The organism is Stackebrandtia soli (assembly GCF_965137155.1).
GTDB classification, from domain to species: domain Bacteria; phylum Actinomycetota; class Actinomycetes; order Mycobacteriales; family Micromonosporaceae; genus Stackebrandtia; species Stackebrandtia soli.
The window spans coordinates 78,187-101,339 of the sequence record NZ_CBCRZX010000014.1 but is presented as its reverse complement, the minus strand read 5'-3'; the positions used below and the strand labels follow the sequence as shown (position 1 = coordinate 101,339).

The window sequence follows — 23,153 nt, the reverse complement described above, 5'->3', positions numbered from 1 at the left end:
GGCTACGGACGGGTGAGGCCGTCCGTAGCCATCGGAGCGGACCGAGTCGTCACACCCGGCCCACCGATGAGGAGGCGGTTGGCCTAGTCCCGGCTCCGAGGTGCGGGCCTCGAAGCCCCGGGGGCGTCGCGCAGCGAACGATCGCGGGCGGCCTCAGCGAACGGCACATATCCACGACCGTTGCAGCGCGGGCAATCGGCGGGGGCACGACCGTCCTCGCGTTCCACCCACACTTCCCCCGTCGCCGCGCAGCGAACACAGATCGCGGTGGCGACGTTGCCTGGAATCGAACCGTCATCGCGATACAGCGGGTTCGTCATCTCCACACCCCCGGCACCCGGTGTTGGGCGAGATCGACGGCGGAACGGACGATCGCCGCCATCGCCCCGTCCGATTGTCCGATGTACTCCGACGCCCAGGACGGAACCGGAACGCCTCGCCAGACTCCCGCGATGGTGCACACCATCGGGGAATCCTCGATGGACAACGGACCGACGCCGAGGTCGTAGACGCGAATCGTGTCCGGGGCCGCCGATGTGGCCACGGAATACGGATGGTCGAGCAGCCTGAATTGACCGAGCTCCCGTTCCACGTAGCCGTTCACTGAGAGCGCCCGTTCTCCTGCGTCGCATAGACACACGGCCACGATCGACCGACTCCGTAGTAGCGACTGCAGGCACGGCACGTGTCGCGGCGGCCGTCCGACTCCCCATACGGCCGATGCAATTCGGCGGCCAGCGGGTGAACCTCCGGAACCGTCGTACTTTGTTGTATCGGCCCTTCGACAGGTACGCTGATCGTGCCATCCATGGCGATCTCCAAATCTACTGTGGATGGTTTTCGGCAGGTCCGTGGTGCAAGCACGGACCTGCTTCTTTGTGGGCCGTTCGTCCACCTCACTGCTAATACCGTAGGCCTTTGACAAGGTACTGAGAAGAGGACACGCGCGCTACGTTTCGGAGCGGCTTATCCGTCCACGCCAACAAGACACGATACGGTGACGATATGGCGAAGCAGGCGAAACAGTTGCCGATGATGATGCTCGGCATGGCGCTGAGGCAGCTCCGAGAAGAAGCCGGACTGTCCACGCGACAAGTCATCGCCAAAGCCCAAGGTTCCCTGTCCGTCGCGAAGCTGTCCGCGATAGAGAACGCGAAACGCCCCGTCAGCGCGTTCGACGTCGCCGGACTGTGCGGCATCTACAAGGCGACCCCGGAACACACGACCCATCTGCGCCGCATGGCCGAGGAGGCCCTGAATCCAGGCTGGTGGGAGGACTACAGCACCTATATGCTGCGCGAGTTCTCGATGTGCCTAGAACTGGAATCGGTCGCCGCCCGGATCGACATCTACGAGTCCGAACTCGTTCCGGGACTGCTTCAAGTCGAGTCCTATGTACGCGCTCAGAACGCCGTCGCACCGTCCTTGACCTCGGACGAGGTGAATCAACGCGTCAAGCTCCAGACTCTGCGGCAAGAGCGCTTCTGGGGCCGGTCACCCGCCCCGACGGTTCGCATCGCGATGCACGAGTCGGTCATCACCAGGCGAATGAGCGGCCCCAAAGAGGACGCCGAGCAACGTGAGCACATTGCGAAGATGGCGCGCCTCGACAATCTCACCGTACGGGTCGTCCCGAACCGAGGACTCCATCCCTCGATGCTCGGCGCCTACATGATTCTGACGTCAGGCATTCCCGCGATCAGCGACGCCGTGTACACCGAGTTCATCACCGGTGCCCGATACGACACGACCGAAAGCTCTCTGACCGCCTGCCGTAGATTCTTCGATGCCACATGGCAGATGGCTGTACCCGTAGAGGAGTATCTGAATGACACCCGGTAAGTGGCGTAAGCCCAGCCGTTCTGGGAATGGGGGCAACTGCGTCGAAGCTCGCATTGCGAGCCTGGTGGAGGTTCGCGATTCGAAGCTTGGAGACGCGTCGCCAATCCTGTCTATGTCCGCCGAGGACTTTGGAGCCCTACTCAATGCAGCTCGGTAGCGGGGCAGCACCCCCGCTACCGAACGGGCTGTAAGCGCAACGATAGCGACCCACTGCAACCAACGCAGTGGGTCGTTTCTTCACTCCCCCACGGAATCGCCGAGCACTCATCGGCATTACGCGAACACTCCGCACTTGTGCGCGCTCCGCAGAATCGGCATCCACGATCGCCGCCCTCCTCCGCCCACCTGAGTGACGATAATGGACGGTCGTTGCCGCATCCGGACCACTCCCAGCGCAACTGGCCACCGATGGCACAAAAGCGCCACGAACGGGACACACCACCCTTATCGGAAAAAATCACCCATATAGGTGAATACTGTCGGGCATCCACGTGACCGGCACTCCATGGGAACCGCCCGCCGTCGGTCGAACTGCCCGTTGGGAGCACTCTCATGATCAGAAAGTTCCTCATCCTGTCTGGAACGGCACTCGTCGCCGGACTGACCGCCATCGCCACGTCGACCGGTAGCGCCTCGGCGGACGAGTTGACCTCGATGACCGCGACCGCTTCCCCGATGAAGGGCCACCCGGGGGACGTCATCACGGCCACGGTCACCGTCACGAACACGCACAACCGCAACCTCACGTACCTCCCGATTCAGGCACCGCCGTTGTTCGCCGATTGTGGAGTCGAGGTCGGAACGCTCAAGCCGGACGAGAGCTTCGTCGTCGAATGCGAGGGTATTCTGCCGCCCAAGGGGGAGGCGCTGGAGAAGCTGTACACCTTCAGCATCAAGAACGCGCCGAGCGAACACTTCCACACGCACGCGGAGGCGTCCGTCAAGGTCGGCTACCTCCCGGACAAGCCATCGTCGCCTCCGCCGACGAGCGAGCCACCGACGAGCGAGCCACCGAGCAAACCCGCGGTCGCTCCGTCAAAGGCACCGACGCTGCCGATCACCGGTGATTCCAACACGACGACCATCGCGCTCGTGGGCGCCGGCACCGCCGCCGTTGGTGTGATCGGCATGGCCGCGCTGCGTCGCCGCCAGGAAGCCAAGTAGCTCCATCAGCACCCACCCGGGCCGCATCCTTGGATCGAGGGTGCGGCCCGTTCGCGTCGACGTGACGTGGTCGGCTTCGAACCCGTTGGCGCCCAATAAACACCGCCGCCAGGGACGCTCGCAGCGAACCGTCGAAGTCGCGGCGACGACGGACTAAGCACAGAAAACGGTCAGGCCCCGTGCGGGCGGGCCCGACGGCCCGGACGTCAGCGCCTTGGGGTCGGAAAGCCCGGTGGATCCGACTGTGCGGCGCCCGTCGCGGAGACTGCGTCGGCCGAAACACACGCGACCTAGTCGCCGAAGACCTCGCGCACCCGACGTTCGAGCGATTCCTCCAGATCCCGCGAGATCAGCGCCAGGAATGTGCCCAATTTGTCCAGCCGGATGCCGGCGGGCGTGTCAGGTCCGAGAATCGCCGCTCCCTCGCGGCTCAGCTCGGCCAGCAGCTCATTGGAGCGGACGCTGACGAGAATCGAACGGTGTCCGATATTTCTATCCACTGTATACCTTTGCCTGCCTCTGGCCTCGTGTTCGCGGACGATGAGGCCCTGATTCTCGGCCCAACGAACGGCGGTGGAGACGGCGGCCGGGCTGACCTGGAGTCGCCGCACGAGCTCGGCGGAGGTGAGACTACCCGCGTCGGTGGTGCACAGGCACGACAGAACCCTCGCCACCATGCGCGGACTCCCGGTCGCGATCACCACTTCGGCGAGCCGCTCCTGGAACGCGTACACCGTCTTCGGGTCGCGTCCGTATGCGTCCGAGGCGATCGGAACCGCGGGCAGCGGTCTCGGTTTGGGGCGACGGGCCCGCAGCCGGGTCAGGTGGTGCGCGTAGTCGGCCCGGTAGTTGTCGGGACCGCCGTTTCGCGCGACCTCCCGGGTGACGGTCGACTTGGAACGGTTCAACCGTCGGGCGATCTCGCTGAACGTCAGACCGTCGCCCAACCACGCGGCGATGCGGCGACGATCCTCCCGGGTGAGCCTGTCTCCTGGCACGGTGGGGCCTCCTCAATGGCAACGAATCGTTGAAAAGTATGCGTTCGTTGCCAGGCCATTGCAACCTCGGGACGGTCCACGTTGCATTCACCGACAAGTTCATTGCAACTCTTCACGCTATTTACCTTGCATTTCAAGAGAATCTGCGCTTCTCATCTTGATGATTAAACAAATGCAACGTAGCTTTCAATCCAGCCCGAACGCTTCACGTCCTTTACGGACGGAGCACTTCGGTCAAGAGGAGAGGAACCAACATGACGGAGTCCGTTCACACCGTCGGCCTGCTACCGTCGGCACGCGAGTCCGGTTGTCCCTTCGACCCGCCCAAGGAGCTGCGCCAGGCGCGCGAGCACGGCCCCATCAGCCGATACCCCTTCCCAGGCGGATTTGAGGGCTGGCTCATCACCGGCTACGACCTGGTGCGGGCGGTGCTGGCCGACCCGCGATTCAGCTCCCGCAGGGAGCTCATGCGCCACCCGCTGATCGACCTGGGCGACATGCGGATTCCCCCGGCGCCACCCGGTGAGTTCCTCCTGATGGACGAGCCGGAGCACGGCCGCTACCGGAAGCTGCTGACGGGCAAGTTCACCGTCCGGCGAATGCGACTGCTGACCGAGCGGGTCGAACAGATCACCACCGAACACCTGGACGCCATGGAACAGGCGGGGCCGTCGGTGGACCTGGTGGCCGCGTTCGCCAAGCCGATCCCCACGATCATGATCTGCGAACTGCTCGGGGTGCCGTACGAAGACCGGGGCTCCTTTCAGGAACAGGTCGACGCGATCACCGCCGGAGGGAGCGACGAGGAGCAGTTGGCCGGCTACCTCGCGACCCAGCAATACATCGCGCGACTGGTGGCGGCCAAGCGAGTCGACCCCACCGACGATGTGCTCAGCGACCTCCTCGACACCGACCTGACCGACGAGGAGCTGATGGGGGTCGGCCTCCTACTGCTGGCGGCCGGGCTCGACACCACCGCGAACATGCTGGCGCTGGGGACCTTCGCCCTGTTGAGCAATCCGGCGCAGTGGGCCGCGCTACGCGCCGAACCCGAACTCGCGGACAAGGCCGCCGAGGAACTGCTGCGGTATCTGTCCGTCGCCAAGACCTTCCAGCGAACGGCGCTGGAGGACGTCGAACTGGGCGGCCAGACCATCAAGGCGGGCACGACGGTCATCCTGTCGTACCACACCGCGAACCGTGACCCCGAACGCTTCGCCGACCCCGACACCCTCGACATTCGACGGAAGGCCACCGGCCATCTGGCCTTCGGGCACGGCATCCACCAGTGCCTTGGCCAGCAACTGGCCCGCATCGAGATGCGGGTCGCCTTTCCGGCGCTGGTCCAACGGTTCCCCACGCTGCGTCTGGACGTCGCGGCCGAGGACGTCGACCTGCGCCCCGAGACCGCGGACATCTACGGGGTGAGGAGCCTCCCGGTCACCTGGGACGTGTGACCCACGGCCGCCCACGCCGCACCGCGACGGCCGAGTCGTGTGTGGAGTGGGGCCGGACGGAATCGGGGCGACGTTCGGTCGACGAGTGTCGCGATGGCGACCACGCGGCACTGCGCCGAGTGCGGGCCCGCTCCCGACGACGATCAGGATCACCGACGCGGTCCTTCCATTGACCGACTACGCCTCCGGTTGAACACTTGGCGCGGCACAGCCGATTCAGCCGGAGGCTTGACCACAATCCACGCTCGACGGGTACTCACCGATACGAAGACGGCGTTCCCGGGCTGATCGCCAAGCCACCCACCGTAGAGACAGGCGGCGAGTTCTGACGTGCCCCGCCCGGCATTCCTTCTGCCTGGCCAGAGCCTGACCCGACTCCGCGAATCACACGCCGGTGTCCACTCGTCGCGATGTCGCACTCGCGGTCGACGTCGCCCGTCCAACCATGATGGATTATCAGCGTCCGACGGGGACACCGCGGCCTCGTCCGCGTCCGACAATGGCTGCGGCGGCCTCCGAACGGTCACGCCAATGCGAACGACAACCGCGATGTGAAGCCGCCCAGCGAGAAAGCCCCCGAGCCGCCGCTCAGGGGCTTTCGGCCCGGACTCGAACGCCCGGGAAGGGCGCGCACGGATCGATCGGCCTCACTTGTGGACATGGCGAGCATCGGACGAGGCGTTGGAATAGTCGTGCCGGAGCCGCTCACCCGTGGCCGCAGAGCCGGTGAACGGCCCGTTCTCCGATCAGTCGGCGATATAGGCGGGAGGCTTGAACCGATCCAGGTCGGTGACCCCGTCCGCGATCTCGGGCTTCCGGGGAATGTAGGTGGGAATCCGCTCGTTGGGATCGGCGATCTGCTCGTCGATCATCTTGAGGTCCTCGGACAGCAACTCGATCAACTTGTCCTCTTCGCCCAGCATGGCTTCGCGCAGTTGATTGATCGCCTTGTCCATCGATTCCAGGACCTCGGAGGGGCTCTCCCCTTCGACCTGGACATTGAAGGTCTCCTGCATGGCGGTGGCCTCGCCGGTGATGGCGATCAGGCCGAGCACACCCGCGATGCCCGCGCCGGGCAGTGTCATGGCCGCCGCAGTGCCCGCGATGGTTCCGACGACCTTCGCGACCGCCAAAGCCTTGTCGAAGAAGCCCTTCTCCTCCTTCTTGATCTTCTTGAGGACTTCGATGATCCCGTTCTGAAGCTCGACCATGTCCCTTTGGGTGGTCTCCTCGATGTCCCTGGTCGCCTGCACGGCCCGACGGATGTTCTCGGCGAGATCCACCTGGTGGGCCCTGATCGCATCGAAGGGTGTCAGGAAGTTCTCGTCGAAACTGTCGGCGGCGTCGCCGGTCCACGGAAACAGCCGGGCGGCGAGTTTCGGCATGATGCCTTCGATCTCGGTGGAGGCCAGTGTGAGCTTCGTGTTCTCGATGTTCTCGATCATGGGATCGTATTGCTCGGGATCGAGATCCGCAGCCCATCGAAAGCGGTCTATCACGTCCTCGTAGGGCTCGATCAGTCTGCGAGAGAAGTCCTTGTCGGGAACGTCGAACGCGGCGGTGACGATCAAGTCGGACTCGACGATCTTCATGAGGAGTTCCTGGATCTCGAGCGCCTTGGACATGATCTCGTCGCTGTGACTCATGGCTTGGGCTCCTCGTCGAGTACTTCGGTTTCCTTGTCGCCCATGCCGAATGGCAGACGCGACTCCTTGACTTCCACGTGCGTGTCGTACTCCGCGCCCGGCATCTTGATGACCGGCATGTCCACGGGCGCCTTGACGCGAACGGGGTCGTCGTGGAATCCGGCCACCGTTTGTCGCAGGGCTTCGGCGTTGGCGTCGTCCTGCGCGGCGTAGGACTCGGCGACCTGGACGAGTGCCGTGCCGGTGAGCTGGAGGTTCCAGGAGGTCTCCCCCAGGATTTCCTGAAGGCGGTCCCGTAGCGCCTGCAGGTGCGGGTACACCCGGCTCTTCGTCGCGAAGCTCTCCCATTTGACCCCGGTCGGCGCGTCCCGATCGACATCCCAGCCGGGCTTGAACGGCTTGGTCAACTTGTCGGGCACCTGGGTGGTGCGGGTGTCGGTCTTGTCGGTCATCTCGTCCTTGTCGGTGGTCGGCACGAGCCTGTCCTCCCAGCGGTTGAAAGCCTCGTCCTCCTTCCAACTGGAGTTGTGCAGATGCCGGGTCGCCTGGGCGTAATGCGCCGCGATCAGCGGAAACTGGTTGGCGCCTGCCCAGTACAGGTCCGCCAGTTCGACGACGAAGGCCTCATTCGGCTTAGCCATGGTCGCGGGCCCCGTTCTCCCGCAGGGACAGCAGCTGCTTGCTATAGCCGCGCATCACAGCCGTCACGGCCGAGTTGATCTCGGCTGACATCGACGCCTCGTCTCGACGGAGCAGGTTGAGCGTGCCGGGGCGGATCCGGACCGCGAATCCGTCGCGACCGCTCATTTTGGCGTCGACGTGGCCGAACCGGGACGACTCCCTGACCGTCAGTTCCGCGACGGCCTCGCTGATCCGGTTCCGCCGCTTCAGGATCTGATCCTTGTCGTCTCGTGCGGACACGGTGACCTCGTTCCGCTCCATGACGACCGCGTTCGCCTTGCGATAGCCGGTGATGGCCCCGTTAACGGCGGTCCTGACCGCGGTCTCCAGAGTCTGCTCGTCGTGTCCGTTCAGACCGGTCAGTCCGAACTCGACGGTGATTCCCGAGGTGCCGGTCGCCTTGGCGCGCACCGTGCGGCACGGCGACACGGCCTGCACGCTTATCCGTTTCAGATCTACTGTCAGTGTCATGTTCCCGCCTCGTGGTAATGGGGACTTCGGTTCGGAGGTTCGACCCGTTCGCCATTACTATGCGAGGCCCGGCGTGTCGGAACCTTGCCGAAAACCTGTCGTCGTAACGGTTCCCCTGGAATGGAAGGCTGCTGGCTGTGGCGAGGTTTCGCGTCCTGGGAACCGTGGCGGTCGAAGCCGACGGGATCCCGGTCGACATCGGCCCAGCCTCTCGCCGCGCGCTGCTGGCGGTTCTGCTCGTGGAGGCAGGACGGGTCGTCTCGGTCGACCAGTTGATCAATCGGCTATGGACGGAGTCGCCTCCCCGCAGGGCCCGCGAGAACCTGTACAGCTACCTGTCGCGCCTGCGAGCGGTACTGGGAGACGGCATCGTGGACAGACGATCGGGTGGATACGTTCTCACGGTCGACCCCATGCGGGTAGACATGCACCGGTTTCGAAATCTCGTGATCCAGGCACGACAGTCCACACACGATGACGAGTCCGCCGAACTGTTCGAGTCCGCCCTGGAACTGTGGCGCGGCGAGCCTTTCGAGGACCTGGACGTGCCGTGGCTCCACGCCGTCGCCAATGGACTTGCCGCGGAACGCCTGGCCGCCGAACTCGATCGCAACGACGTGCAGCTCCGGCGCGGACAGCACAGTCGACTGCTGGCCGCGCTGCGCGAACGCGCCGACGACCACCCGCTGGACGAACGCCTCGCCGGACAGCTCATGACGGCGCTGTATCGGTCCGGACGGCAATCCGAGGCCCTGGAGCGCTTCCGCGATCTGCGAAGCCTCCTGGTGCGCGAACTCGGCGGCGAACCGGGACCCGAGCTGTCCCGGCTGCATCGCCGGATCCTCAACCGGGACACCGCACTAGAGCTCACCACGCCCGTCGTGGAGCCGACGCGGCCGCGGACACCGATACCGCGCCAACTGCCCGCCCGGCCCGGCGGTTTCGTGGGTCGCGACACCGAGCTGGAGTTCCTGGACGCCGTCCTGGACGAGGACTGTCGGCTGGCGGTACTCGCCGGGGCGGGCGGAATGGGAAAGACCTGGCTAACCATGCACTGGGGACAGTCCCGGCTCGACCGCTTCCCCGATGGCCAGTTGTACGTGAATCTGCGCGGCTTCGACCCCTCCGAACAACCCATGGACCCGGAGCTCGCGATACGCGACCTCCTGGCCGCCATGGGAATCCACTCACGGTCCATGCCGACGGGGCTCGACGCCCAGTCCGGACTCTTCCGTAGTCTGTTGGCCGACAAACGAGCGCTCGTCGTCCTGGACAATGCCAGGGACACCAGACAGGTACTGCCGCTGCTGCCGGGCGGCACCCGGACAATGACCATCGTCACCAGTCGCTCCGACCTGACCGGACTGGTGACCGCTCACGGTGCCCGCCACCTGAACCTGCGACCGTTCAACGACCGCGACGCCTACGAGACCCTGACTCGGCGGGTGGGCCGGGCTCGCATCACCGCCGAACCCGAGGCCGCGGACGAGCTCCTCGCGCACTGCGCCGGGCTGCCCCTGGCGCTGGGGATCCTGGGGGTGCGCGCCGCGCTGTGGCCCGAACTGCCGTTGAAGACCCTGACCGCCGAACTGAGACGCGCCAGATTGGACACACTGGACACCGGTGAGCTGTCGGCCAGCGTGCGCGCGGTGCTGGCCGGTTCGATTGCGGTGCTGAGCCCTGAGGCGGCGAGGCTGTTGCTCCTGCTCGGCACCGCACCGGGAGACGACATAGCCTCGCACGCGGTCGCCAGCGTCGCCGCCGTCCCGGTGACGGTCGCCCTGAACCTGTTGCGGGAACTGGAATCCGCGCACCTCATCGAACAGCCGACGCCCGGGCGCTATCGGATGCACGACCTGACCAAGTTGTACGCCGTCGAACGTGCCATTGAGGACATTCCGCGCGTAGAGCGCGAGGATGGCCTGCGGCGCCTGATCGACCACTACCTGCACACCGCGTTCCTCGGCGAGCGCGTCCTCAGTCCATACCGGACCCCGATCGAGCTCGACGCGCCGCTGCCTGGTTCGGTTCGACCGGAACTGGACGACGATGACGACGCGCATCGCTGGTTCGACACCGAGTTGTCGAACCTGATCGCCGTCCAACAGCGCGCGGCCGAGAACCGCTGGGACGCGGTGACCTGGCGCCTCGCCTGGTCCATGGACACTTACCTGTACTCACGGGCGTTGGTGCACCTGTCGGTCGACTTCTGGCGCATCGCGGTGGACGGCGCAACCCATCTCTCCGATCCCGCGATCGAGATCCTGTGTCATCGCAGGCTCGCCGGTGGACTGGCCTTCGGGCAACCCGCTGAGGAGGCCACAAGGCATTACCTTCGAGCCCTCGAACTGTGCGAGACGATCGGTGATCGGGAACAGCAGGGCCACATTCACCGTGGACTGACCATCCTGCACATCAAATGGTCCGAGTTCGCCAAGGCGGTCGATCACGGCGAGCGGGCGTTGGCTCTGTACCGCGAGATCGGGCCCGTCAGGATCGAGGCGGCCGCGCTCAACAACCTGAGCTTCAGCCACCTCAAACTCGGTCACCATGAGCGCGCCCAGGAATACGCCGAATCGGCCCTGGACATCTCGCGGAGACGGAATGACACGAGTCTTCTCGGATACATTCACTCCACCCTCGGTGACATCGCGCAATCTCGTGGACGACACGAGACCGCCTTGGAGCAGTACCGGTTGTCGCTGCGGCATTTCGCGGCGACCGAGGAGCTCGATCGTGTCGGCGTCGTCGAATCGATCGGTGACGTGCTGCGCGACCTGGGAAGGATGGCCGAAGCCCGCGATCACTGGCTTCAGGCACTGGAGGTGCTCCGCGCCCAACAGCGGGACGAGCGCGCTGAAAGCCTCGAAACCAAGCTGTCGATCTGGGGAGACCCGACCCCGTCGCCGTGACCATCCCTCCTGGCAACGGAGGCGGAAGCGGTACGGCGCCGGTTTCGTCGACCCGTCGCCTCGGCCTACCCAGCTTGAATTCCATGATGGACCATGTGGACGGGTGCAGACAACGGTGGCGGCTCGGACCACGACGAAACCCCCGAGCCTCGACTCAGGGGCCTGTTTCGGTCAATTGTGATGCGCCGTCAGGACCGGCCTCTTGGCTCAGTGCTCCGGCATGCGACGAGAATCTTGTCGAACTTGTCGACAACTGCCGCGAACTGGTCCACCGTCCGTGGTGGTCGCTGAACTCCGAGCCCGAGTGGCCGGTGAGGGAGACCGTTGCGTGGTGCCATTGGCTTGGTGTCGAAAGCCTTCCATTGGCTCTTGCGTGTCGAAGTTGTCGGTTGCCTGGCTACGTGACTTGTCTGCCGAGATAGGCGGCCAGTCGATCGGCGGCGGTGGCGGTCGGTGGTGCCGGTTGTTCGGCGGCGAAGGCGCTGGGATCGCGGGGCTTGCCGACCATCCGGGTCTGGAGCTGCTGGAGTGCGGCTGAGGCCAGCTCGGGCTCCAGATCGGTTGACCGGCCGGTGGCGCGGGCGAGATCCCAGCCGTGCACCAGGAACTCATGGATTCGCATCTGGACGATTGTGGTGCCCGGGAGATCGCCGTACGGTGTCGACGTGATGCGTTCGAGCATTCCCGGGGCGGCGAATACCGTGCGGGTGGTCGCGACCGCGGCGGCGAATGCGGCGGCTGGATCGGCGCCGAGCCTGTCGACGGACCGGTCGGGCAGGGGCCGGCCGTTCAGCACGGCGTTGGTCCACAGTTGCCCGCGGACCAGGTGGTCGAGCAATTGGCGCACATTCCACCCGGTGCACGGTGTGGGCGCCTCGTACTGCCGGGATGTCAAGTCGCCCAGTAGCTCCTGCACTACCGTTGCCGCGCGGTCGTAATCGGTGAGGACGCTCATCCGACCATCGTCGCACCGGCATGCAACGCCGACGGGGCCAGAGATAGACGGGCTTGCCGGTCACCGGGTCCTTGCCGGCATGGACTCGGACCCGGAACTGGTCGGGGCCTCGTTCATCGATGGCGCCGCGTGCGCCCATTACGAACTGACGTGGCTCGGCCGTCTCATGTCCGAAGATCGGTTTCGAGGTTCCTTCAGAAGAAGAGAAAACCTCTGACCTGGCGTTTCCGCTGGTCAGAGGTTAAGTAACTCTGAAATGGTGATGGTGCGCCGTCAGGGACTCGAACCCCGAACCCGCTGGTTAAGAGCCAGCTGCTCTGCCAATTGAGCTAACGGCGCGTGTGGCTTTGTAGAGCCGGTCACGAGGAGAAACATTAGCATGGTGCGGGCGCTCCCCGAAAGCGGGTATTGGCGAGACGAAAACGGCACGTCAGCGCTGGGACGGTAGCCGAGCGGGACGGATCGGGCACACTCGTAGGAACCGCCGAACCGATACTGGGAGCTCTCATGCGCGACGCGTTTCACACCGATCTGGACACCCTGAGCGATGACTTGGTGGAGATGTCGCGATCGGTCGCCGCCGCGATCCGGTCCGCGAGCGAGTCGCTGCTGCGCAGCGACGAGGATCAGGCGAGGCGGGTCGTCGCCGCCGACACCGACATCAACGCGTTCCAGTACTCGATCGACGATCGCGTCGTCGAGTTGATGACACAACATCAGCCGATGGCGTCCGACCTGCGATTCATCCTCGGCAGCATGCGCGTCGCCATCGACCTGGAACGCATGGGCGACATGGCGAAGCACGTCGCGAAGATCGGCGCGCGCACCGGCTGCCGAATGCCGGGTGTCCGGGACGTGTTCGCCGGGATGGCCGACGTCGCGAACCGCATCGCCGACAAGACGACCGCGATCCTGCGCACCCGCGACCGGCTCGACGCCGCCCAACTCGATTTGGACGACGACGAGATGGACGCCCTCTTCGCGCGGCTCATGGCCCTGCTCGGCGACGGCTGGCGGCATGGAACGGAGACCGCCGTCGACGTCGCGATGCTCGGCCGGTCGTACGAGCGCTTCGCCGACCACGCCGTCCGCATCGCCCAGCAGATCGTCTACCAGGTCACCGGCGAAGTCCACCTCGACCGTCGTCCGTGACGGCCCGTTCGACGGAGGTGTCGGGCCGGTGGATCGCGACGTCCGTCCGGCTCGACCACATCGGACGCCTCTCGGCTCGGCGCCCCGCCCGTTCGAGCCCCGACGGCAGGCGAGCGTTCCCCGGCGATCCTCCTGTACGGAGAGTCCGTCGCCGTCATGCGTCGACGGGTCGGGGGTCTCCCCGCGTGGTGGCCCCACGGCCCTTCTAGCGGAACACCCCTGAAGATCGGCGTCTCAGGTCGTTGTCCGCCGGACGAACCTGTTCGAAGGTCTCGCACTGATCATCAAGTCGCGCTTCAAAGGAAGGCGGCCGAACCGTCCGATCAGCCGGACCGACGGGCACGGTGTCCGTCAGGTGAACAGATCGCCGGCGCCCATCGGGTGCCCGCGACACGGTGGCCTCCGGTTGAGCGGCCCCGGTCCGGTCGGCCCAGCGCCCGGCTGAAGAGGTCGTCGGCGAGACGGACCGCCAGCGCGGGAGCCACCCGAGAGGCGCCCACTTCCCATCCGCCCAGCTCACGCGCCGGACGGGACGACGTGGCTCCAGCACGGTGCGAGGGCGTCGGGGTGGCGCAACGACATCGACCTCCGACGATCCGACACGGCACGTTCCGTAACCGGCATCACCTCCACCGCAACGATCGTGACGGCGAACACGCGTGGTGTCCCAACCGCGTCGCGTCGTTCATCCATCGTTCACCTGAGTGTCTCTACCCGCACACCGCCGACGGTTTACATGGCCAGTGAGTCAAGAAGCCGTCCGGTTCAGTGCCGGAACGAAACGAAGTAGAGACGAGAAGTGACGATGAAACTGCGAGGCCGCGTTCTGCCTCTCATGGCCGCCAGCGCGATCGCCATCGGTGGGCTCGCGGCCTGCGGTGGCGGGGAAGACCCCACCGACAACTCCGAGTCGACGCTTGACCTGGAGGCCGAACTCACCGCCTCCGGCGCGAGTTTCCCCGACGCTTACTACCAGGTCGTCATCGAGAAGTTCGCCGACGTCGCCCCGGGCGTCGTCGTCAACTACGAGGCGACCGGCTCCGGCACGGGCAAGGAGCAGTTCTCCCAGAACCTGACCGACTTCGCCGGAACGGACAGCCTCGTCGGTGACGACGACGGCGTCAAGGCGGACTCCTTCTTCTACGTCCCGACGGTCGCCGCGCCGATCACCGTGTCGTACAACCTGCCCGACGTCGAAGCCCTCCAGCTGTCGGCCGACACGATCGCCGGCATCTTCCAGGCCGAGATCACGACCTGGGACGACCCGGCTATCGCGGAGGACAACCCGGACGCCGAACTGCCGTCGACCGCGATCACCGTCGCGCACCGCTCCGACGGTTCCGGCACCACCACGAACTTCACCACGTACCTCGACGACGCCTCCGAAGACTGGAAGCTCGGCGCCGGTGACACCGTCGAATGGCCCGCCTCGACCCAGGGCGGCGAGAAGAACACCGGTGTCGCGCAGATCATCCAGCAGACCGAAGGCGCGATCGGTTACGTCGACCTCGCCGACGCCAAGGCGTCCGACCTGGCATTCGCCTCCGTGAAGAACAGCGCGGGCAACTACATCGAGCCGTCGATCGAGGGCACCACCGCAGCTCTCGAAGGCGCCGAGATCAACGACGACCTGTCGTACAACCCGCTCAACGCGGACGGCGACGAGGCCTACCCGATCTCCGCTCCGACGTACCTGTTGGTCCGCGCGAGCTACGACGACGCCAACACCGCCAAGGCAGTGACCGCGTTCATCGAGTACCTGCTCACCGACGGCCAGGACCTCGCCGCCGAAGTGGACTTCGCTCCGCTGCCGGAGTCGCTGCGGGAGAAGGCCCTCGCGCAGCTCGACAAGGTCAAGAGCTGACCACCCGACGATCGCCGGAACGCCCCGGTGGGGACTCTCCCCACCGGGGCACCGGTCCAACCACGGAAGAGACAGTGACTACCCTCGATCGTTCCGACGACAAACCCGACCTGTCCGCGACCGGCGGCGGGGTGCGGGCCGATTCCGCTTTCCGTTGGCTCGTCTCCGGTTCCGGGCTGATCGTGCTCGTCATCCTCGGCCTCATCCTCATCACCACGACAGTCCAGGCGTGGCCGGCGCTGAGTCAGGCCGGAAGCGACCTGATCCTCGAAGACCGGTGGGCGCCCAACAACCCCGAAGGCGCCATCTTCGGCGGACTGTCCTTCGTGTACGGCACAGTGGTCACATCGGTGATCGCGCTCATCATCGCCGTACCCGTCTCGGTCGGAATCGCCCTGTTCCTGACGGAACTCGCCCCGCGCTGGCTTCGGACCCCCGCCGTCACCGTCATCGACCTGCTCGCCGCGATCCCGTCGGTCGTTTTCGGTCTGGTCGGCGTCCTCGTCATCGCACCGAGCATCGCCGGGTTCTACGGCTTCCTCCACGACGCGCTCGGCGGCATCCCGGTCATCGGTTCCCTGTTCGGAGAGCCCGGAAACGGCCGCGGCTTCATGACGGCCGGCATCATCCTCGCCGTCATGGTCATCCCGATCATCACCTCCATCGCCCGCGAGGTCTTCGACACCGTCCCGACGGCCGACAAGCAGGCCGCGTACGCCCTCGGCGCCACCCGCTGGGAGATGATCCGGGGCGCGGTCTTCCCGCACAGCTTCGGCGGGCTCGTCGGAGGCACCATGCTCGGCCTCGGCCGCGCCATGGGCGAGACGATCGCCGTGTCCCTGGTGATCGGCTCGGCCACCCAGGTGACCGCGAACCTGTTCGCGCCGGGCAACACCATGGCGTCGGTCATCGTCCAGCAGTGGGGCGAATCCTCCGGCGTTCACACCGCCGCCCTCATCGCCATCGGTGTGCTGCTGTTCGCGATGACCATCGTCGTCAACTACGCCGCGCGGGTCATCGTGCGCCGCGCCGAAATCCGAATGAAGGGAGCGGCGTAGCCATGACCGCCACCATCAGTTCGTCCCGCGTCGACACCGTGCCCGATCTGAGCCGCCGCAACCTGTCGTTGCGCCGCCGCGTCACCGACAAGATCGCCGCCTACGCCATCTGGGCCGCCCTGTTCGTCGCGATCGTTCCGCTCGGTCTCGTCGTCTACGAGGTCATCAGCAAGGGCTCGGGAGCGATCAGCCTCGACTTCCTCACCGCGGACATCCCCCGCAACTACCGCCGGGAGGGCCCCGGGATGGGGCCGGCGATCGTCGGCACCCTCCTGACGACGGGCCTCGCCGCGCTCATGGCGATCCCCCTCGGCGTCGCGGGAGCCATCTACCTCAACGAATATGGCCGCCAGTCGACGACCGCCCGGTTCATCCGCACGATGGCGGACGTCATGACCGGCGTCCCGTCGATCATGATGGGCCTGTTCATCTACGTCGTGTGGGTCCTCACCGTCGAGGAGAAGACCGCCTTCGGCGGCGCGCTCGCGCTCGCGTGTCTGATGCTCCCGATCGTGATCCGGTCGAGCGAGGAGATGCTGCGACTCGTTCCCGACGAGCTCCGTCAGGCCAGCGCCGCCCTGGGCGCCCGCAAGTGGCGCACGACGTTGACCGTCGTCATCCCGTCGGCGATCTCCGGCATCACCAGCGGCGCGCTGCTCGCCGTCGCTCGTGCGGCAGGCGAGACCGCGCCGATCGTCGTGACCGTCGGCATCGCCTTCACCACCAACACGAACGTCTTCGACGGAGGCAACACCTCCCTCGCGGCGCAGATCTTCCGCAACGCCAGCCAACCGTTCGCCGGTTCCATCGACCGTGCGTGGGGCGCGGCGTTGACGCTCGTCGCCATCGTCCTGCTGTTCACCATCGTCGCGCGCGTCATCGCCAGCCGATTCGCCATCAAGGAGCACTGACATGTCCTCAATCGATCGCACCTCCCCCACCGTCGCCGCCAAGACCGCGTCCGTCACTCCGGCCTCGGCCATGACGACGGTCGGAGCGAACGCCTCCGGCGCGTCCCCGGCGGCCGAGCCGGTCATGGCGCTCGACGACGTCAGCGTCTACTACGGCGACGTCGAGGCCGTCCGCAACGTGTCGATGCCGATCCGGCACAACCAGATCACCGCGATGATCGGCCCGTCCGGCTGCGGCAAGTCGACGGTGCTGCGATCGCTGAACCGGATGAACGACCTCATCGCCGGAGCCAGGGTCACGGGCACCATCACCTACCACGACCAGGACATCTACGCGCCCAACGTGGACCCGATCCAGGTGCGTCGGCACATCGGCATGGTGTTCCAGAAGGCGAACCCGTTCCCCAAGTCGATCTACGACAACGTCGCGTACGGGCCCCGGTTGAACGGCGTCAAGCGCGGACTCGACGACATCGTCGAAGAGGCACTGACCGGTGCGGCGCTGTGGGACGAGGTGAAGGACAAGCTCAAGACGTCAGGCCTGGCCCTGTCGGGTGGACAACAGCAGCGACTGTGCATCGCCCGCACGATCGCCGTCAAGCCCGAGGTGATCCTCATGGACGAGCCGTGTTCCGCGCTCGACCCGATCGCCACGAGCAAGATCGAAGAGCTCATGTACCAGCTGGCGGCGGACTACACGATCGTCATCGTCACCCACAACATGCAGCAGGCGGCGCGCGTCAGCCACTACACGTCGTTCTTCACGGCCGAGGTGGACGACGCGGGCGTGCGTCATGGTCGCCTCGTCGAGTTCGACGACACCAGCAAGATCTTCACGAACCCGTCCGAACAGCGCACCGAGGACTACATCACCGGCCGTTTCGGCTGAGCCGCGCGAGAACGCGCCCACCCGGCCCCACCGACCCGCGACCGATCCGCCGGCGCGGGCCGTCGGCGTGCTCACCCGACGTCGTGCCGCGGCTCGTCCGCCGGCCGTGAGACGAACCGGATCACGACCGATTCACTGGCGCGTTCGCGAACCGCCGTCACCGAGCACCCGACGACGGCACGACTGGGTGACGAGCCTTCACGCGATGAATACCACCGTGGAGCATTAGGTTCTGACATGCTCACGGAATGCAATTCATCATCAGGCTCATCGTCAGCGCCGTCGCGCTGTGGGTGACGACGCTGATCGTCTCCGGAATCGAGGTCACGGGCGGCTCGACACTGTCCGATGTACTCACGCTGCTGGTCGTGGCGTTGATCTTCGGCATCGTCAACGCATTCGTGAAACCAATCGTGCAGGTGTTCGGCTGCGCGTTCTACGTGTTGACGCTCGGGCTCTTCGCGCTCGTCGTCAACGCGCTGATGTTCTGGCTCACCGGATGGTTGGCGGACGTGTTCAACCTGCCGTTCGAGGTGACCGGCTTCTGGCCCGCGTTCTGGGGAGCGATCGTCATGGCCATCGTGTCGTGGCTGCTCGGCCTGCTCATCCCGGACGGCGTCGACGACTAAGGACATGTGCGGGAACTCTCTTTCGTCGTGCGACTCCAAGCGGACGTCTTCGCGAGGCGAGGCGGCAGACCGATGTTCGATGCCCAGTGCGGACCGGAACGCCGCGGGGCACCGACCGGAGTCGCGCGGCGGGAAACGGCATTCCCGCACACACTCTGACACCGTCACGCCGGATCATCCGACGACACAGTCCCTACACGAGAACGGGCGCCGCTCATCGACACTGATGAGCGGCGCCCGTTCGTTCGTCTGGCGCTCAGCCAGGCGAGACAACACCCGGTGCGGCGATACCACCGCGAGGCTGTTCGTACCGGTCGTCACCGCCGCGGGCCTTCGCCGACGCCGGGGTGGCGTGATACGCCTCCTCGTACATCGGACGCCCGTCACGATCGACCGGTGGCGGCCCCTGCGGACCGGCTACGAGACCGAGCCTCGTACGCGCCGTTCCGATATGCCGCAAGCCTTCCGTGGCAGTACGCCGAACGTACTGATACTCGTCGACGGTCGTGGCGGCCTCGAGCTGGCGAGCCGCCAGTTCGTGGCAGCCGGCCGCGTCCGTCAAAGCACTTGCGGCGGCCTCGTCGCCACCTGCCGTCAAAGTGGACAGTTGCCCGCCCAGCAGTTCATACCAGCGCCGCGCGTCCGATCGCGCCTCCGCGATCGTCTCCGCGCGCCGCCGCCGTCTCGCCCGGAAACCCATCACCGTGGCCGTGAGGACGACCAAACCGATGACCGATACCAGTGACCATGCTCCTACTACGATTGCCGATTCCATCCCAGGACCTCCGCCATCCAGCACACCCTTTTCGCCGGAGTTGCCCCCAATGGTGCCAGTTATTGCCGTTTTTGGCCATCGAATGCCGCCCCCGCGACCAGGAATAATCTATAATTCGCCCGTTGTAATTCGCCGCTTTCGAACAGTGAGGCGACGTGGCCGACAGCCGCTGCCAGAATAGCAATTGTCCCTTGAGGACATGCATTCAGGGTCATCAATCCATTAACGAATTACCTCATGCGACGGACACGCCCGACCCGAACGAATCACCGACCGCCACCCCGGTCGGCACCTCCGACTCGCCACAGTCTGCCGCACCCGACGGCTGCACACCATCATATGCGAACATGCGCATGCTAGCATCATTCCGTACCGACGAACACGACTCAGGAGCACCATGGGAGCCGGACACGACCACGGCGCGAGCAGCCTCGGCGAGCGCCACCGGGGCAGATTGTGGATCGCACTGATCCTCACGACCGGTTTCATGCTCGTCGAGGTCGCGGGCGGCTGGTACGCCAACTCGCTGGCGCTGTTCTCCGACGCGGGGCACATGGCGACCGACGCGCTCGGCATCGCCATGGCGCTGGCGGCGATCATCGCCGTGCGGCGAGCGGGAGCCAGGCCACGACAGACCTTCGGCCTCTACCGGCTCGAGGTCCTCGCCGCGCTGGCCAACACCGTCCTCCTATTCGGGGTCGCGATCTGGGTGCTCGTCGAGTCGATCAGCCGGTTCGACGAGCCGCCGGAGGTCAAGTCGACGCCGATGCTCATCATCGCCGTCATCGGCCTGCTCACCAACGTCGTCTCGCTGATGATCCTCCGGTCGGGAGCCAAGGAGAGCCTCAACGTCCGAGGCGCCTACTTCGAGGTGCTCGGGGACATGCTCGGGTCGCTCGCCGTCATCGTCGCGGCGATCCTCATCGCGACGACCGGTTGGTGGTACGCCGACCCGATCCTCGCCACCGCCGTCGGACTGTTCATCCTGCCGAGGGCCGCACGGCTCGGCCGGGACGCGCTGCGCATCCTCCTGCAGTCCGCGCCGGCGGGCATCGACATCCCCGACGTCGACGCGACCCTTCGAGAGATCCCCGGAGTGGTCGACGTCCACGACCTGCACATCTGGACCTTGACATCCGGAATGGACGTCGTGTCGGCGCATCTGTCGATCGACTCGGACGGTCGCCTCGCCTCCGTCCTGACCGACGCCAGAACGAAGCTGCACGATCAATACGGCATCGACCACGCGACGCTTCAGGTCGAGCCGACCGCAGCCAACACCTGCCATACGCCGTCCTGGTAACGGAAACCGGCAATATCCATATCGGATATATGGTGCGAATCGGCGGTCCCGCGAAGTTCCTCGGGCCCTGCCCCCGTTGCGTCCCATCGGATAAACCGGAGCCCGATTGACGACATGCGCGGCGCGTCTATTCACTGAATGGCGACTTCACCTGTGTCGCACACGATGTACGGCATTTTCTGTCAAACGCCCGACAGAGTGACAAACCAGCTCAGTTGAGGCGCAGAACGGATTACCGTGTGCGTAGCGCATTGGCAGATGCGCTCCAACCCGGTGTGGACCCGCAACACACCCTGAACAGCATAGGTGGGTATTTATGTTGAGCGAAGAATGGAAGAAGAGCTCGTACTCCGGACATGAGGGGGCATGCGTGGAAGCACGCCTGCAGGCGAGTGGAGTCGAGGTTCGCGACTCGAAGGACCTTCAGGGCCCGACATTGAGCGCGGCGTCCGACGAGTGGCTCGGCCTCATCGCCATCGCGGCGGCGGACCACCGCTAACGGTCATCACGTTTCCCAGGTCGATTCGCGACGCAGGTGAGGGCGTCAGGACTAGGCGGAGAGGCTCCCGCGCACCGGTGTTCCACGCTCACGGCGTGTCGGGACACGGTCCGCCGCTTCAAATCCCGGCCGATGCCGCCCACCGGACCGCTCTGCGGCTCGCCACGACGATGGCGGCGTCGCAACCGAATCACCGAGCAACGGAGCAACACCCGTGGGGCGGTCGACGGTCACGACAGGTTGTCGATCGCCCCGCGAATCATCGTCATCGTCTCCTCCGCGCTGAGCGCGGCCTTCTGGAGGTCCTCGAGAACTCTCCGGAATGGAGTGACGTTCTCCTCCTCGTACACGTCGGCGGTGTGGCCCTCGATGTACACGACATCGGGGTGTTTGTACTCCGGTTCGTCCGGGTCCCCGCTCGGGCCGAACTCCATGATCGTGAACGAACCGAGCATTCCCGGGTACACACCGGCGCCGAACGGGAGGATCTGAATCGTCGTGTTCTGCAACGCGGCGAGATTCAACAGGTGCTCCAACTGCTGACGCATGACGGTCGGGCCCCCGATGACCCGACGGATCGCCGCCTCGTCGAGGATGTTCCACAGTTGGAGTTGCTTGCCCTTGACCCGGTTCTGACGTTCCATGCGCAGCTCGATGCGACGTTCGGCCTGTTCACGGTTCCGAACCGACGCGAAGTCGAAGGTCGCCCGCGCGTAGTCCTTCGTCTGAAGTAGACCGTTGATGATCAGTCCGTCGTAGATGTGCAGGCGGGTCGTCTCCTCCTCCAGGCCGATGTACGTGGCGTACGGAGGCGAGATCGTGTCCGAGTACTTGGCCCACCAGCCGCGCTTGTTGCCGTCCCGGGCCAGGCTCGTCAGTTCCTTGATGAGGTCCTCGTCCTGGACGTTGTACAGCTTGGCGAACAACCCGACGTCGCGCGCCTTGACACCGACACGGCCGAGTTCCATCCGGTAGATCGTGGACGGTGTGACGCCGAAGGCCTCCGCGATCTCTTCCACGTTGGACCCGCTGGTCTTGCGGAGGTCGCGGAGCTGCGCTCCCAGTCGCCGACGACGAACGGTCGGACTCCCATTGGACACTGGTGTGCTCCCTATTGCATTGTCGACGCGGACTGGCGCGCCATCGTGCCGCTTTACCTTTGACTGTCCCATATCACGCCCCTCACCGCATACACCGCCTGCGAGCCGGGCAACCCACCGAAAAATCACCCGAAACGGTGGATCCCCTTGCAGCCTCAACATGCATGTGCAATTCTATACCACAGAGATTACCCCACGTGCCGGACCCAAGCCAGGAATCGACACAATGGATTAATCGCGCATCGAACGATTTGCAGGTGGGAACCCCGAAATGACCTGGGCGAACCCAGGTGTCAAACGAAAGGGTGGGGAAGTTGAGAAGTCCGTACTCATTGGATAAACCGCCGCCGAGCGAACCTCCGCCCGGCGTGCTGTGTCCGAGCCTGTGGCCGGTGCAGGTGCGCTGGTGGCGTCGGCACACACCGAAGGACAAGGCCCGCACGTGCGCCGTTTGCGGCCAGGGCTGGCCGTGTCACTCGTGGGCATGCTGGGACGGCCAGATCGGCGACGCCGTCGCCGCGGCCGAACAGCACCAGCTCGAGCGCCGCAAGCGACGCGCGGCCAAACTCTCCAACGGTGACGCGGCGATCCCCTCACCCCGCCCCGAGCACCCGACCGAATCCGCGTCCTCCCAGCGGATCTAGCAACGCATCACTGGACGGTGCTCGCGGACCCACGCGAGCACCGTTTTTCATGTCCGGCGTCATTTCCACCACAACCACTGCAGCACAACGATTCCGGTGTCCGAACGACGGTGTCGACGCATCGCGGCCTTTGACATTTTGACGGTGTCGCACACCGAAAGCGGCGCCGCGTCGTTGTTCTCTTATGAGGTACCCCATCCGGC

The 23,153-nt window shown here is 65.5% G+C and carries 22 protein-coding genes and 1 tRNA gene; 14 read left to right on the top strand and 9 right to left on the bottom strand.

Features of this window, described 5'->3' with window-relative positions:
* Positions 1-316: 316 nt before the first annotated feature.
* Complete coding sequence (locus ACM9NP_RS11135; protein WP_415646577.1) at positions 317-604, bottom strand: hypothetical protein; 288 nt, start codon at positions 602-604, stop codon at positions 317-319.
* A gap of 401 nt (positions 605-1,005) precedes the next feature.
* On the opposite strand from ACM9NP_RS11135, the gene ACM9NP_RS11130 reads away from it, so the two are divergent.
* The 3 genes from ACM9NP_RS11130 (at position 1,006) to ACM9NP_RS11120 (ending at position 3,006) form a co-directional block, all read left to right on the top strand.
* Entirely contained in the window at positions 1,006-1,842 is an 837-nt protein-coding gene (locus tag ACM9NP_RS11130; RefSeq protein ID WP_415646576.1) for a helix-turn-helix domain-containing protein, read from the top strand.
* Positions 1,829-1,999 carry a DUF397 domain-containing protein gene (locus tag ACM9NP_RS11125; RefSeq protein ID WP_415646575.1) on the top strand — a complete coding sequence of 57 codons (171 nt, stop codon included), beginning with the start codon at positions 1,829-1,831 and terminating at the stop codon, positions 1,997-1,999. Before ACM9NP_RS11130 ends, ACM9NP_RS11125 begins: the two co-directional genes overlap by 14 nt.
* 395 nt (positions 2,000-2,394) lie before the next feature.
* A complete protein-coding gene (locus tag ACM9NP_RS11120) occupies positions 2,395-3,006 on the top strand; it encodes an LPXTG cell wall anchor domain-containing protein (protein ID WP_415646574.1) in 612 nt (203 codons plus the stop codon).
* A gap of 290 nt (positions 3,007-3,296) precedes the next feature.
* Here ACM9NP_RS11120 and ACM9NP_RS11115 read toward each other — a convergent pair whose 3' ends face one another.
* A complete protein-coding gene (locus ACM9NP_RS11115) occupies positions 3,297-4,004 on the bottom strand; it encodes a helix-turn-helix domain-containing protein (RefSeq protein ID WP_415646573.1) in 708 nt (235 codons plus the stop codon).
* Positions 4,005-4,258: 254 nt separating this feature from the next.
* Here ACM9NP_RS11115 and ACM9NP_RS11110 point away from each other — a divergent pair, with 254 nt between their 5' ends.
* Positions 4,259-5,461 (top strand): cytochrome P450, encoded by a 1,203-nt coding sequence (locus tag ACM9NP_RS11110; RefSeq protein ID WP_415646572.1) that lies wholly within the window; start codon positions 4,259-4,261, stop codon positions 5,459-5,461.
* 746 nt (positions 5,462-6,207) lie between these two features.
* On the opposite strand, the gene ACM9NP_RS11105 is transcribed toward ACM9NP_RS11110, so the two are convergent.
* From ACM9NP_RS11105 to ACM9NP_RS11095, 3 genes are read right to left on the bottom strand one after another with little or no spacing between them, the layout of a single operon-like run.
* Positions 6,208-7,107 (bottom strand): hypothetical protein, encoded by a 900-nt coding sequence (locus ACM9NP_RS11105; RefSeq protein ID WP_415646571.1) that lies wholly within the window; start codon positions 7,105-7,107, stop codon positions 6,208-6,210.
* A complete protein-coding gene (locus ACM9NP_RS11100; protein ID WP_415646570.1) occupies positions 7,104-7,748 on the bottom strand; it encodes a hypothetical protein in 645 nt (214 codons plus the stop codon). The genes ACM9NP_RS11105 and ACM9NP_RS11100 overlap by 4 nt, the downstream gene beginning before the upstream one ends.
* Positions 7,741-8,259: a hypothetical protein gene (locus ACM9NP_RS11095; RefSeq protein WP_415646569.1), complete on the bottom strand. Its 519-nt coding sequence runs from the start codon at positions 8,257-8,259 to the stop codon at positions 7,741-7,743. The genes ACM9NP_RS11100 and ACM9NP_RS11095 overlap by 8 nt, the downstream gene beginning before the upstream one ends.
* Positions 8,260-8,396: 137 nt before the next feature.
* Here ACM9NP_RS11095 and ACM9NP_RS11090 point away from each other — a divergent pair, with 137 nt between their 5' ends.
* Positions 8,397-11,171 carry an AfsR/SARP family transcriptional regulator gene (locus tag ACM9NP_RS11090; protein ID WP_415646568.1) on the top strand — a complete coding sequence of 925 codons (2,775 nt, stop codon included), beginning with the start codon at positions 8,397-8,399 and terminating at the stop codon, positions 11,169-11,171.
* Positions 11,172-11,568: 397 nt separating this feature from the next.
* On the opposite strand, the gene ACM9NP_RS11085 is transcribed toward ACM9NP_RS11090, so the two are convergent.
* A complete protein-coding gene (locus tag ACM9NP_RS11085) occupies positions 11,569-12,126 on the bottom strand; it encodes a TIGR03086 family metal-binding protein (RefSeq protein ID WP_415646567.1) in 558 nt (185 codons plus the stop codon).
* A gap of 263 nt (positions 12,127-12,389) precedes the next feature.
* A tRNA-Lys gene (locus tag ACM9NP_RS11080) sits at positions 12,390-12,465 on the bottom strand.
* Between the two features lie 168 nt (positions 12,466-12,633).
* Between ACM9NP_RS11080 and phoU the strand changes: the two genes are divergently transcribed.
* The 6 genes from phoU (at position 12,634) to ACM9NP_RS11050 (ending at position 18,629) form a co-directional block, all read left to right on the top strand.
* Positions 12,634-13,278, top strand: coding sequence for a phosphate signaling complex protein PhoU (gene phoU, locus ACM9NP_RS11075; protein ID WP_415646566.1), 645 nt, complete (start codon positions 12,634-12,636; stop codon positions 13,276-13,278).
* Positions 13,279-14,083: 805 nt separating this feature from the next.
* A complete protein-coding gene (pstS, locus tag ACM9NP_RS11070; protein WP_415646565.1) occupies positions 14,084-15,142 on the top strand; it encodes a phosphate ABC transporter substrate-binding protein PstS in 1,059 nt (352 codons plus the stop codon).
* A 74-nt stretch (positions 15,143-15,216) separates the two neighbouring features.
* Positions 15,217-16,200, top strand: coding sequence for a phosphate ABC transporter permease subunit PstC (gene pstC, locus ACM9NP_RS11065; protein WP_415646564.1), 984 nt, complete (start codon positions 15,217-15,219; stop codon positions 16,198-16,200).
* 2 nt (positions 16,201-16,202) lie between these two features.
* The gene (gene pstA / locus ACM9NP_RS11060; RefSeq protein WP_415646563.1) at positions 16,203-17,111 is read left to right on the top strand and encodes a phosphate ABC transporter permease PstA; all 909 of its coding nucleotides are present in this window, start codon (positions 16,203-16,205) and stop codon (positions 17,109-17,111) included.
* 70 nt (positions 17,112-17,181) lie between these two features.
* Positions 17,182-18,000, top strand: coding sequence for a phosphate ABC transporter ATP-binding protein PstB (gene pstB, locus ACM9NP_RS11055; RefSeq protein WP_415646580.1), 819 nt, complete (start codon positions 17,182-17,184; stop codon positions 17,998-18,000).
* A 248-nt stretch (positions 18,001-18,248) separates the two neighbouring features.
* Complete coding sequence (locus ACM9NP_RS11050) at positions 18,249-18,629, top strand: phage holin family protein (RefSeq protein ID WP_415646562.1); 381 nt, start codon at positions 18,249-18,251, stop codon at positions 18,627-18,629.
* 256 nt (positions 18,630-18,885) lie between these two features.
* Here ACM9NP_RS11050 and ACM9NP_RS11045 read toward each other — a convergent pair whose 3' ends face one another.
* Positions 18,886-19,404, bottom strand: coding sequence for a hypothetical protein (locus ACM9NP_RS11045; RefSeq protein ID WP_415646561.1), 519 nt, complete (start codon positions 19,402-19,404; stop codon positions 18,886-18,888).
* A 397-nt stretch (positions 19,405-19,801) separates the two neighbouring features.
* On the opposite strand from ACM9NP_RS11045, the gene ACM9NP_RS11040 reads away from it, so the two are divergent.
* On the top strand, positions 19,802-20,707 hold the full coding sequence (locus tag ACM9NP_RS11040) for a cation diffusion facilitator family transporter (RefSeq protein ID WP_415646560.1): 906 nt from the start codon (positions 19,802-19,804) through the stop codon (positions 20,705-20,707).
* A 316-nt stretch (positions 20,708-21,023) separates the two neighbouring features.
* Positions 21,024-21,206 (top strand): DUF397 domain-containing protein, encoded by a 183-nt coding sequence (locus ACM9NP_RS11035; RefSeq protein WP_415646559.1) that lies wholly within the window; start codon positions 21,024-21,026, stop codon positions 21,204-21,206.
* Between the two features lie 230 nt (positions 21,207-21,436).
* Here ACM9NP_RS11035 and ACM9NP_RS11030 read toward each other — a convergent pair whose 3' ends face one another.
* The gene (locus ACM9NP_RS11030; protein ID WP_415646558.1) at positions 21,437-22,306 is read right to left on the bottom strand and encodes a helix-turn-helix domain-containing protein; all 870 of its coding nucleotides are present in this window, start codon (positions 22,304-22,306) and stop codon (positions 21,437-21,439) included.
* A 314-nt stretch (positions 22,307-22,620) separates the two neighbouring features.
* Here ACM9NP_RS11030 and ACM9NP_RS11025 point away from each other — a divergent pair, with 314 nt between their 5' ends.
* A complete protein-coding gene (locus ACM9NP_RS11025; protein ID WP_415646557.1) occupies positions 22,621-22,950 on the top strand; it encodes a hypothetical protein in 330 nt (109 codons plus the stop codon).
* Positions 22,951-23,153 lie beyond the last annotated feature (203 nt).